Raw genomic sequence first — 12,517 nt, 5'->3', positions numbered from 1 at the left:
GGGACCTTCACCTTCGACGTCACCGCCACCGACAGCTCGACGGGGACCGGCGCGCCGTTCACCGGCGTGCGGAGCTACACCCTGACCGTCTCGGCGCCGACCATCACGATCTCGCCCACCACCCTGGGCACGGTCGTGGTCGGCACGGCGGTCAGCCAGACGATCACCGCGTCGGGCGGGACCAGCGGTTACACCTTCGCGGTGACCAGCGGCGCCCTCCCGGCCGGTCTGACCCTGTCCGGCGACCTGCTCTCGGGCGTGCCGACGGCCTCGGGTTCGTTCAACTTCACGATCACCGCCACCGACTCCAGCACCGGCGTGGGCCCCTACACGGGTTCGCGGGTTTATAACGTCACGGTCGGCGCGCCGACCCTGACCATGAGCCCGGCCAACCTGTCGGCTGCGACCCAGCACTCCGCCTATAACGAGACGATCACCGCCACCGGCGGCACGTCGCCCTACACCTACACCGTGACGTCCGGCGCGCTGCCGACCGGCGTCACCCTGTCGACCGGCGGTGTGCTCTCGGGCACGCCGACCGTCACGGGAACCTTCAACATCACCATCCGGGCCACCGACTCCACGACCGGCAGCGGGCCGTACATCGTCGAAACGGCCTACAGCCTGGCCGTGAACGTGCCTGCGCCGCCGACGTCGGGGGCGGTCTCCACGACCGTCGCCGCCAACAGCAGCGACAACACGGTCACCCCGGCCCTGTCCGGCGTGCCGGCGACCTCGGTCGCCGTCGCCACCGCCCCGGCCCACGGGACGGCCACGGTCAGCGGGATGACCTTCCTCTACACGCCGACGGCCGGCTACTCGGGCGTCGACAGCTTCACCTACACCGCCTCCAACGCCGGCGGGCCTTCGGCTCCGGCCACGGTCTCGATCACGGTGACCGCGCCGACCCTCGTGGTCGCCGGGACCCCGACGGGCGGCACGGTGGCGGTCGCCTATACGGACGCGACCTTCACGGCCACGACCGGCACGGCGCCCTACACCTTCGCCGGCGCTTCCCTGCCGGCGGGCCTGGCGCTGAGCACGGCCGGGGTGCTCTCGGGCACGCCGACCGCCGCCGGGACGTTCAACGCGGTGATCACGGCTACCGACGCCTACGGGGCGACCGGTTCGGCCAGCTTCCCGATCACCATCGCCGCCCCGACGGTGACGATCACCAGCCCGACGGCCGGCGCTCTGCCGACCGCCACGGCCTTCGTCGCCTACAGCCAGACCTTCGCGGCCACGGGCGGCGTCGCGCCCCGCACCTTCGCGGTCACCGCCGGCGCTCTGCCGCCCGGCCTGACCCTGAGCACGACGGGCGTGCTCTCCGGCTCGGCGACGGCCACCGGCTCCTACAACTTCTCGATCACGCCGAGCGACGGCTCGGGCTCGCCGGGTCCCTATGCGGGGACTCCGTCGGCCTACAGCCTGACGGTCGGCGCGCCGGCCATGACCCTGTCGCCGGCCAGCGTGCCGAACGGCACGGTCACCGTGCCCTACACCGCCACCTTCTCGGCGGCGGGCGGCACGTCGCCCTACACCTACCTGGTCACCGCCGGCGCCCTGCCGATGGGGCTGACCCTCAGCTCGGCCGGCGTGATCTCCGGCGCGGCCGTCCAGGCGGCGAGCGGCAGCTTCACCTTCACGGTGACCGCCACCGACGCCAACGGCTTCACGGTCTCCGGCGCCTACGGCCTGACGATGGCCCAGGTCACCCTGGTCACCGGCACGCCGTCCAGCGGCGTCGGCGGCCAGGCCTATGGCGAGGCGCTGTCGACCACCGGCGGCACGGGTCCCTACACCTACGCCCTGACCGCCGGCGCCCTGCCGGCCGGGATCACCCTATCCGCGGCCGGCCAGCTTTCGGGCACGCCGACCGTGGCCGGGACCTTCCCGCTCACCATCACGGCGACCGACGTCAACGGCGCGACGGGCGACACCGTTGTGAACCTCGTGATCGCGGCCCCGACCATCACGCTGCCCCCGCGGCCGCTCGATGGTACGGCCACCGTGCCCTACAGCAGCACGCTCGGGGCCACCGGCGGCGCGACGCCTTACAGCTACGCGGTGACGGCCGGGGCTCTGCCCACCGGCCTGACCCTCGCCAGCAACGGCGTCATCTCGGGCGTCGTGCCGCAGTCGGCCGTGGGGACCTACAACTTCACGGTCACCGCGACGGATGCGAACGGCTTCACGGGCTCCGCGCCCTTCACCTCGACCATCGCCCAGGTCACCCTGTCTCTGTCCCTGGCCAACGACATGGTCGAGGCGGGCCAGCCCTACAACGCGCCGGTCTCCACCATCGGCGGCACGGGCCCCTACACCTACAGCATGACCGGCGGCGCCCTGCCGCCGGGAGTGAGCTTCAGCGCCGGGGTCTTCTCCGGCGTGCCGACCGCGAGCGGGACCTACAACGTCAACGTCACCTCGACCGACAGCTACGGCGCGGTCGGGACCGGCAGCCTGCAGATCGATGTTCTGGATGCTGTCCTCGACCTGACGCCGACCTCGCTGTCGCCGGTGCCCTACGGCATCGCCTTCAGCCAGGCGTTCCAGACCACGGGCGGCGTGGCGCCGTACAGCTACACCGTGACCGGCGCCCTGCCGGCCGGGGTGAGCTTCAGCGCCGCCGGCGTGCTTTCGGGCACGCCGACCGAGGCCGGGAGCTTCCCGCTCCAGATCCGGGTCACCGACACCACGGGCGGCCGGGGTCCGTACTCCCAGCGTTACGACATGACGCTGGTGGTCGAAGAAGCCCCGCCGCCGGTGGTCGAGCCGACCAACACCACGACTCCGGCCGGTTCGCCGACCACCATCGACGTCTCGAACCTGATCGACGGCTTCTACGACAGCGTCATCATCGTCGACCCGCCGCAACACGGCACGGCGACGGTCACCGGCAGCGCGTCGCGGATGCGGTCGCAAGGCTCGGGCACGGTCCAGATCATCTACACGCCGAACCCCGGCTACTATGGTCAGGACAGCTTCACCTACGCCGCCACCGGTCCCGGGGGCACCTCGTCGCCGGCCGCGATCAGCGTCGCCGTCGCCGCCCCGGCCCCGGTCGTGGTCGACGACACCGCTTCGCTCGCCGCCAACGCGACGGTGAACATCGCGGTGACCGCCAACGACACCGGTCCGATCAGCACCATCGCCATCGCCACGGCTCCCAGCCACGGCACGGCGACGGTGTCGGGCCTGACCGTGAACTACGCTCCGGCCACCAACTTCTTCGGTACGGACACCTTCACCTACACGGCCACCGGCGAAGGCGGCACGGGCGGTCCGGCGACGGTCACCGTCACGGTCACCCCGCTGGCCACGCCGACCCAGACCGCCCAGGTCATCACCGTCCTGGCTGGTCAATCGACCACCCTGGCGGCGACCCAAGGCGCCACGGGCAGCCCGTTCACGAGCGTCACCGTCGCCACCGCCCCGACCAAGGGCACGGCCACGATCAACGGTCTGAACATCGTCTACACCCCGGCCACGGGCTTCTCGGGCGCCGACGCCTTCACCTACCGGATCAACAATCCCTTCGGGGCCTCTGATCCGGTGCCGGTGACGGTGACGGTCAACCCGGCGCCGCTCACGGCCCCGCCGATCACCGTCGAGATCCTCGCCGGCCAGAAGGCGGTCGTGAACCTGGTGACCAACGCCAGCGGCGGGCCGTTCATCGGCGCGGCGGTGGTGGCGATCACCCCGGCCAACTCGGGCGCGGCGGTCATCACCAACCCCTCGACCGGCGCCTACACCCTGACCTTCACCCCCGACAACGCCTTCGCGGGCACGGCGGTGGTGACCTACACGCTGAGCAACGCCTTCGCGACTTCGGCCCCAGGCCGGATCAACGTGATCGTCACGGCTCGTCCCGATCCCTCGCAGGATCCGGAAGTGAAGGGTCTGGTCGCGGCTCAGGACGCGGCGGCCATCCGGTTCGCCGACGCCCAGATCAGCAACTTCAACCGTCGCCTCGAGCAACTGCACAACGGCGGCGGCGCGGGTCGCGGGTTCGGGGTCAGCGTCCGCGGCGGCAACACCGAGCGGGAAGACGGGCTGGAAGCGCGCGAGCGGTTCCGCAAGTACGCCAGCCTCGGGATGAACGACGCGGCCGATCCGTCCTCGCCGCTGCTGCCGGCCGCCTCGTCGGCCGACGCGGCGCCCGGGAACGACGGCGAAGACGGCCAGGCCGGTCCCAAGCGCTGGGGCGTGTGGGCCGCGGGTTCGGCCGACTTCGGGATGCGTGACACGGTCGGTTCGCAAAGCGGCTTCCGCTTCACGACCGACGGTCTCACCGCCGGCGCCGACTACCGGGTCAACGGGCAGTTCGCCTTCGGTGTGGGCTTCGGCTACGGCCGAGACTCCAGCCGGGTCGGCAAGAACGGCACCAAGAGCCGGGCCGAAAGCTACAGCGCCGGCCTCTACGCCAGCCTGCAGCCGAGCGAGAAGACCTTCGTCGACGGGGTCATCGGCCTCGGATCGCTGGACTTCGACACCCGCCGCTACGTCACCACGACGGGCGAGCTGGTGAACGGCCAGCGTGACGGCGACCAGGTGTTCGCGGCTCTGACCTTCGGGGTCGAGCATCGGACCCCGACCAGCCTGCTGTCGCCCTACGGACGGGTGGCCTACAGCCGGTCGGTCCTGGACGCCTTCTCGGAAGACGGTGGCGGACCCTACGGTCTGACCTACCACTCGCAGACCGTGCGCAGCCTGACCGGCACGCTGGGCCTGCGCGGGGAGTTCGCCCGCAAGACCGCCGCCGGCCTGCTGGCGCCGCGCTTCCGGGTCGAGTACTCGCACGACTTCGAGAAGGCCAACGACGCCCTGCTCAGCTACACCGACTGGGTGGGCGGGCCGACCTACCGCCTGGCGGTGGATCCGATCGACCGCGACCAGCTGCGGCTGGAACTCGGGGCCGACCTGACGGTCAAGAGCGGCTGGAAGATCGGTCTGGACTTCGACAACTCGGTGTCGAAGGACAGCGACAGCCAGGGGGTCCGCCTCTCGGTCCAGTCGCCCTTCTGATCCTGACCCGGAGCCCTCTCCCCTTGCGGGAGAGGGTGGCCCCCGCGAAAGCGGGGGTCGGGTGAGGGGTCTCTCAGACGTCGAACGCCGCGACAGCCGACCAGCTGTCGCGGCGTTTTTCGTGAGTGCGACACCTCATCCGTCGGCGGAGTTTATCCTCGGGCCGGCCTTTGGCCGGACCCGGGGGCCGACACCCCGGATCAAGTCCGGATGAGGCTCTTCTCCCGCAAGGGGAGAAGGAACACACGAAAAACGCCCGGCGGGTCGGACCCGCCGGGCGTTCTCGTCTTCAGCGATGCGCGAAGGTCAGCGGTCGAAGTTGCGGGCCAGCAGGAAGCCGAACACCGCGCCGGCCACGAAGGTCCCCAGCGCCAGGGCCAGGGGGTGGTCCTCGGCGGCCTTGTGGGCGGCTTCGGCCTTGGGTTTGGACCAGGCGATGGCCGCGTCGGTCTTGTCGTGCACGTAGTCGCGGGCGACCTGGGTCTTTTCGGTGGCGGTCTCGGCGACGGTGGCGGCGGCCTTCTTGACCGCGGCGGTGGCCTTGGAGGCGGTCTTCTTGGCGCTGCTCTTGGCGCGGGCGGAAGCGGCGCTGGCCTCGCCGGCGAGATCGGTCTTGATGGTGGCGTCGGTCATCGGCGTCTCCCGATTTGGGGTGTGTTCGAGGGCCCTGGGGGTCCTGGGGGCCCTGAGGGCGTTGGAGGGCGCGGCGGCGCGCGCGGTGGGTCTGGAGACTAACACCTGGCGAGCCGGTTTGGTTCGGACAAGAGGGGCGGGCGACAGCTTTTGCGTGCATCGCCCCGCAGATGTCCCGGAGGGCGGCTCCGAGCGCTCCGGTCCCCTGGCGGCCTCAGTTGTCGCGCACGACCTTCAGCACGGCCTCGCCGTAGCGGTCGAGCTTGCCCTGGCCCACGCCGCCCGACTTGCCCAGGGCCGGCAGGGTCGTGGGACGCGCGGCGGCGATCTCGGCCAGGGTGGCGTCGTGGAAGATGACGTAGGGCGGCACGTGCTGGGCCTGGGCCTGGTCCTTGCGCCAGGCGCGCAGGGCCTCGAACAGCAGCTGGTCGCCCGGCGGCACGGTGAGGGCCTGGCGTCGGCGCAGGCTCTTGCCGCTTCCACCGCCGCCCTTGCCGCCGGCGTCGCCCCCGGGGGCCTGGCGCAGCGACACCTGCCGCTCGCCGCGATAGACTTGGCGCACGCCCTCGGCGTCGCCGAGGCCGATCAGCGGCCGGCCGTCATTGGGGTCCTCGCGCAGCAGGCCCTCGAACACCAGGGTGTCGAGCAGGTCGCGCCAGCCTTGCGGGCTGAACTCCTTACCGATGCCGAAGGTCGACATCTGGGCTTCCTGCTGCGTGACGTCCTTGGTCTTGCCCAGCAGGTGGTCGATCAGGCGCCCACGCCCGAAGCGTCCGCCCAGGCGATGGGCGGCCGACAGGGCCTTCTGCGCCGCCTGGCTGGCGTCGATCCCGCTCGGCGGCGAGACGCAGATGTCGCAGGTTCCGCAGCGCTCCACCCCCTCCTCGCCGAAATAGCGGCGGACAGCGGCGGCGCGGCAGGTCATGCCCTCGAGCATGGCGTAGAACTGCCGCAGCTTGCGGCTCTGCACCTGCTTGACCTCGTCGGGGGACTCGCGGCTGTCGATGCGGCGGCCGGCCCAGGCGAGATCCGAGCTGCTGTAGAGGGTGATGCCCTCGGCGGGCTGGCCGTCGCGCCCGGCGCGGCCGATCTCCTGCCAATAGGCCTCGATGGCGGCCGGCGGGTCGGCGTGGATCACGAAGCGGACGTCGGGCTTGTCGACCCCCATGCCGAAGGCGATGGTCGCCACCATCACCGCCTCGTCGGCCTCGAGGAACTGCTCCAGGCGGCGGGCGCGGACGGTCTTGTCGAGGCCGGCGTGATAGGCCAAGGCCGGCACGCCGTTGTCGATCAGCGCCTGGGCCAGCTTCTCGGTCGAGTCCCGGCTGCCGGCATAGACCACGCCGGCGCGGCCCGGCCGCTCGGTGACCAGCTCGATCACCCGGTCATGGCCCTTGCCGCGCTTGCGCTCGGCGTTGAGGGCCAGTTCGGGGCGGGCGAAGCTGTCGACGAACTCGGCCGCGCCCTGCAGGCGCAGCTCGGCGCGGATGTCGTCGCGGGTGCGGGCGTCGGCGGTGGCGGTCACCGCCAGGCGCGGGGCGTTGGGGAAGACTTCCGCGATGCGGCCCAGCATCCGGTATTCGGGCCGGAAGTCATGGCCCCACTGGCTGACGCAGTGGGCCTCGTCGACGGCCACCAGCGACAGCGGCAGGCGCGACAGCCGCTCCAGCATCCAGCCCTGCATCAGGCCTTCGGGCGACAGATAGAGCAGATCCAGCTGGCCGGCCTCGATGCGCCGCCAGATCTCGGCGCGCTCCTCGGGCAGGGTGTTTGAGTCCAGGCGCTCGGCGGCGACCCCGGCCTGCTGCAGCCCGGCCACCTGGTCGGCCATCAGGGCGATCAGCGGCGAGACGACGAGGCCCAGGCCCGGGCGGACCAGGGCGGGGATCTGGTAGCACAAGCTCTTGCCGCCGCCGGTGGGCAGCACCGCCAGGGCGCTGCGTCCTTCCAGCAGTTCGCCGACCACCTGGGCCTGCAGGCCGCGGAAGTCCTGATGGCCGAAGGTGCGGCGCAGGACGTCGCGCGCGGCGTCGAGCGAGGGCGGGGAGGCGAGGGCGGTGGACACGTGGCTCTTCTGGCAGGGGCGGCCGCCCGCGCCAAGGCCGGAAACGGCGGATTTTTTGTTCCTGTCCCGTGGAACGGGGAGGTGGCCGCGCATCCAGACCCTCCCCTGAAGGGGGAGGTGGCCCAAAGGGCCGGAGGGGGAAGTCCCTGCTGAGCTCAACACCGCTGCTGACGGGGGCAATCACTTCCCCCTCAGTCGCTACGCGACAGCTCCCCCTTCAGGGGGAGCATCTTGGAGCCCAGTCCCACCGTCCCTTGGCGCGCTCGACCCGGGCCGGCTCATCCGCCGCAAGCCTCCGCCGGCGGGTCTGGCGCGCCGATCCGGACCGGGCCCGAGGGCGCGAGCGCCGGCCAGGGGGCCGCCGGCGCATCTGGGTTAAACCGCGTTCATCTCTCGTCAATCCTATCGCGTGTTTGGTCGGCGTGAGCTATGACACCGCCACACGGGCGGGGTTGCACGAGACCTAGGGTTACAGATGGCTAACGGCGCCTTCGGCGGAAACAAGCCGGCGAAGACTTCTCGCACGCCCCTCCAGGCGGCGCTCTATTGGGCGACGGTGCTGGGGGTCTGGGGGCTGATCTTCGTGGTCACCTTCTTTGCGGTGTTCGCGCGCGACCTGCCCGATACGTCGAAGCTTTACGACGTCACCCGCCAGCCCTCGATCAACTATCTCGACCGCTCGGGCGCCCTCTTGGCCGTGCGCGGCAGCCAGTATGCGCCGCCGGTCGATATCGACGCCCTGCCCGAATACGTGCCGGCCGCCTTCGTCGCCATCGAGGACCGCCAGTTCTACCACCACTTCGGGTTCAACCCCTGGGGCATCGGCCGCTCGCTGATCTGGAACCTGACCCACGAGGGCGGCCCCCAACGCGGCGGCTCGACCATCACCCAGCAGCTGGCCCGCAACCTCTTCCTCAGCCCGGCCCAGAACTACAAGCGCAAGGCCCAGGAGCTGATCCTGGCCGTCTGGCTGGAGCTGAAGTTCAGCAAGAAGCAGATCCTGGCCCTGTACATGAACCGGGTCTATTTCGGCGCCGGCGCCTACGGCATCGAGGCCGCCTCGCAGCGCTATTTCAACAAGCCCGCCTCGCAGCTGACGATCGGTGAATCGGCCCTGCTGGCCGGCATGATGAAGGGCCCGGCCCGCTATTCGCCGGTCAGCGCCAGCGAGCGCGCCGCCCGCCGCGCCACCGTCGTGCTCGACGAGATGGTGCGCATCAAGGCGATCACCGCCGAGCAGCGCGACGAGGCCTTCAAGACCCCGGTCCAGGTCTCGGCCACCCTGGCCAACCAGCGCGCCCAGTACTTCACCGACTATGTCGACGCCCAGGTGCGTTCGCTGGTCGGCGAGCCCACCGAGGACCTGGTGGTCGAGACCACGCTCGACCTGCCGATCCAGGTCGCGGCCGAGCGCGCCGTGCAGCTGGGCGTCGAGGGCCACCTGAAGCAGGGCGTGCAGCAGGCCGCCCTCGTGGCCATCGACGGCGAGGGCCGCATCCGCGCCTATGTCGGCGGCGAGGACTACGGCGAAAGCCAGTTCGACCGCGCCACCAGCGCCCGCCGCCAGGCCGGCTCGGCCTTCAAGCCGTTCGTCTACCTCACCGCCATGGACCAGGGCCGCAATCCGTCGGTCATGGTGGTCGACGAGCCGGTGAAGATCGGCAACTGGGAGCCGAAGAACTACACCAACACCTTCCTTGGTCCCATGACCCTGCAGACGGCCCTGGCCCAGTCGATCAACACGGTCGCAGCCCGCCTGGCCAACGAGGTCGGCACCAGCAACGTCGCCGCCACGGCCCGTCGTCTGGGGATCACCAGCAAGATCCAGCTCGACCCGTCGATGGCCCTGGGCGCCGTCGAGGTCAGCCCGCTGGAAATGGCCCAGGCCTACGCCCCGTTCGCCAATGGCGGCTTCCTGGCCAAGGGCTACGGCATCGAGCGCATCCGCACCGCCTCGGGCAAGGTTCTCTACGACCACAGCGTCGACAAGCAGCCGCGCTCGTCGGTGATCGGTTCGCCGTCGCTGCAATACATGAACCAGATGATGCGCCAGGTGGTGAACGGCGGCACGGGCGGCCGCGCCAAGGTCGCCGGCTACGACATCGCCGGCAAGACCGGCACCACCAGCGACTACAAGGACGCCTGGTTCGTCGGCTACACCGGCGGCTTCGTCGCCGCGGTGTGGACCGGCAAGGACGACAACACCGCCATGAAGCGGGTCAGCGGCGGGGGTCCGCCGGCCGAGATCTGGAAGGTGTTCATGAGCTCGGCCCTGCCGCGCCTGAAGGCCACCCCGATCCCCGGCGGCTTCGCCGAGGCGCCCGCGCCGACCAGCGATCCGATCGGCGACCTTCTGAACGCTGGCGAGACGCCGACGGCCGATCCCGGCGCGACCCCGCCCCCGGCCGCTGGTCAGCCGGCCCAGCAGACGGCGCCGGAACTGCCTTACTGATCGGGCTTCCTTCTCCCATAGGGAGAAGGCAGCCTGCGAAGCAGGTCGGATGAGGGGGCAGGGACCATCGACGGCGCGCCGGCACGACGTCAGGCGTCGTAACCCCTCACCCTCCCACGCCTTCGGCGCGGGCCCCTCCCTCTCCCTCTGGGAGAGGTTTTGGGGAGGCGCGGAACGCCGGCGCCCGACGCGCCGTTGAGCGCCCGATGGGCCTGTTCCTCCGCAAATCCCGACGACGCCTCGACCTGCGCACGCTGCTCGAATGGGCCTCCCGCCTCGGCTACGCCGCGCGGGGGACGGTCTATGTCGGGCTGGGCGGCCTGGCCCTGCTGGCGGCGGCCGATCTCGTCCCCCGGGCGCGCGGCGCGACGGCGATGCTGGCGGCCTGGGCGAAGTGGCCGCCGGGCCTGGCGCTGATCGCCCTGGTCGCGGCCGGACTGATCGGCTTTTCGCTCTGGCGGGGCTTGCAGGCGGTGTTCGACGCCGACCGCCACGGGACCTCGCCCAAGGCCTGGGCGATCCGCGCCGGCCAGGCGGTCAGCGGCATGGTCTACGGCTCCCTGGCCTGGTCGGCCCTGGAGCTGCTCGACGCCTTCGAGGACGTCGGCGAGGCCGACGAGGAGCAGACCGCCGACGCCACGGCCGCGACCATCCTGGCCCTGCCCCATGGCGACCACCTGCTGATGACGGCGGGTCTCGTCCTGCTGGGCGTCGGGATCGGCGGGGTCGTCCAAGGCCTGGCCCAGGACTTCGCCAAGCGCCTGGACTGCGGCGAGGCGGCCTGCCGCCGCCTCGTGCCCCTGGCGCGGTTCGGCTACGCCGCGCGGGGCTTTGCGACGCTGTGCGTGGGCCTGTTCGTGGTCGGCGCCGGCTGGCACGCCCGCAGCAGCGAGGCCCGCAGCTGGGCCGGGGCCTTGCAGGCCCTCGAACGCCAGCCGCTCGGCGCCTGGCTGCTGGGCGTGGTGGCCCTGGGGCTGGTGGCGTTCGGGGTGTTTGGTTTCGGCGAGGCGATCTGGCGGCGGATCCGGCCGCCGGCGGTTTAGGTTTCCCTCTCCCTCTGGCAGAGGGGAGCTAAGCCTCGAACGCCGCGATGATCGGGCAGGGGCCTTCGTCGCCGGCGCTGCAGGTGTGCAGCAGGCGCGACAGGCCGGCGCGGGCGGCTTGCAGCTCGGCGATCTTGCCGTCGAGGTCGGCGATGCGCTCACGGGCCAGCTCGCGGGCCCGGGCGCGGTCCTGGCCGGCGTCCAGCGCCAGCAGCTCGCCGATCTGCTCCAGGGTGAAGCCGGCCGATTGCGCCGAGCGGATGAAGCGCAGCCGCCGCACGGCCTCGTCGTCATAGCGCCGCACGCCTTCACCCCGCTCGGGCGTCTCCAGGAGGCCCCGGCGCTGGTAGTAGCGGACGGTCTCCACCCCCACGCCGCCGGCCCGGGCCAAGCCCGCGATTGTATCTGTGGCCATGCCTTGACTCCGTACCATGGTACGGAACCCATATGAGGCGGGTCCGGTTCGCGTACAAGGAGACCCGCCGTGAGTTCAGCCGCCCCGAAGACCGCCGTCCTCTACCGCATGGTGATGGACAAGCACGTCTGTCCCTACGGCCTGAAGGCCCGCCACCTGCTGCGCGCCCGGGGCTACGCGGTCGAGGATCATCACCTGAAGACCCGCGAGGAGACCGACGCCTTCAAGGCCCAGCACGGCGTCAAGACCACGCCGCAGGTGTTCATCGGCGGCGAGCGGATCGGCGGCTTCGACGACCTGCGGCGGTTCTTCGGCGGCAAGCCGCGCGATCCCAAGGCCAAGACCTACCAGCCGGTGATCGCCCTCTTCGCCATGACCGCCCTGCTGGCCCTGGCGGCCGCCTATGTGGTCGACGGGACGCTGCTCACCCCGCGTGCGGTCGAGTGGTTCATCAGCTTTTCCATGGTCGTGCTGTCGATCCAGAAGCTGCGCGACATCGAGAGCTTCTCCAGCATGTTCCTGGGCTACGACCTGCTGGCCAAGCGTTGGGTGCCCTACGGCTACATCTATCCGTTCGCGGAGGGCCTGGCGGGGGTGCTGATGACGGCGGGCGTGCTGACCTGGTTCTCCGCGCCCCTGGCCCTGGTGATCGGCGGGATCGGCGCGGTCTCGGTGTTCAAGGCCGTCTATCTCGACAGGCGCGACCTGAAATGCGCCTGCGTCGGCGGCGACAGCAACGTGCCGCTGGGGTTCATCTCGCTGACCGAGAACGTGATGATGGTGGCGATGGCGGTGTGGATGCTGGTTCGCGGCCACTAATTCCTTCTCCCCTTGCGGGAGAAGGTGTCGCCGAAAGGCGACGGATGAGGGGTCTCTCAAAC

General features: G+C 71.0%; 7 protein-coding genes. 4 read left to right on the top strand and 3 right to left on the bottom strand.

Features of this window, described 5'->3' with window-relative positions; all coding sequences use genetic code 11:
• A partial coding sequence (locus DMC18_RS01965) for a putative Ig domain-containing protein (protein WP_110132657.1) occupies positions 1–5,028 on the top strand: 5,028 nt, incomplete at its 5' end.
• Between the two features lie 306 nt (positions 5,029–5,334).
• Here the strand turns inward: DMC18_RS01965 and DMC18_RS01960 are convergent.
• Both DMC18_RS01960 and recQ read right to left on the bottom strand, forming a co-directional pair.
• Positions 5,335–5,661 carry a hypothetical protein gene (locus DMC18_RS01960; protein ID WP_110119453.1) on the bottom strand — a complete coding sequence of 109 codons (327 nt, stop codon included), beginning with the start codon at positions 5,659–5,661 and terminating at the stop codon, positions 5,335–5,337.
• A gap of 214 nt (positions 5,662–5,875) precedes the next feature.
• Positions 5,876–7,726 (bottom strand): DNA helicase RecQ, encoded by a 1,851-nt coding sequence (recQ, locus tag DMC18_RS01955; protein WP_233248038.1) that lies wholly within the window; start codon positions 7,724–7,726, stop codon positions 5,876–5,878.
• A gap of 475 nt (positions 7,727–8,201) precedes the next feature.
• Here recQ and DMC18_RS01950 point away from each other — a divergent pair, with 475 nt between their 5' ends.
• Both DMC18_RS01950 and DMC18_RS01945 read left to right on the top strand, forming a co-directional pair.
• On the top strand, positions 8,202–10,178 hold the full coding sequence (locus DMC18_RS01950; RefSeq protein ID WP_110119451.1) for a transglycosylase domain-containing protein: 1,977 nt from the start codon (positions 8,202–8,204) through the stop codon (positions 10,176–10,178).
• 206 nt (positions 10,179–10,384) lie between these two features.
• Positions 10,385–11,221 carry a DUF1206 domain-containing protein gene (locus DMC18_RS01945; RefSeq protein ID WP_233245222.1) on the top strand — a complete coding sequence of 279 codons (837 nt, stop codon included), beginning with the start codon at positions 10,385–10,387 and terminating at the stop codon, positions 11,219–11,221.
• Positions 11,222–11,249: 28 nt separating this feature from the next.
• Here the strand turns inward: DMC18_RS01945 and DMC18_RS01940 are convergent, their stop codons facing one another.
• Entirely contained in the window at positions 11,250–11,636 is a 387-nt protein-coding gene (locus DMC18_RS01940; protein ID WP_110119450.1) for a MerR family DNA-binding protein, read from the bottom strand.
• 108 nt (positions 11,637–11,744) lie between these two features.
• On the opposite strand from DMC18_RS01940, the gene DMC18_RS01935 reads away from it, so the two are divergent.
• Positions 11,745–12,455 carry a MauE/DoxX family redox-associated membrane protein gene (locus tag DMC18_RS01935; RefSeq protein ID WP_199228410.1) on the top strand — a complete coding sequence of 237 codons (711 nt, stop codon included), beginning with the start codon at positions 11,745–11,747 and terminating at the stop codon, positions 12,453–12,455.
• The last annotated feature ends 62 nt before the right edge of the window (positions 12,456–12,517 follow it).

Source organism: Caulobacter sp. D5, from assembly GCF_003185805.1.
Lineage (GTDB): Bacteria > Pseudomonadota > Alphaproteobacteria > Caulobacterales > Caulobacteraceae > Caulobacter.
Note: the sequence above shows the minus strand (reverse complement) of the source record. Positions and strands in the feature narration are given on the sequence as shown.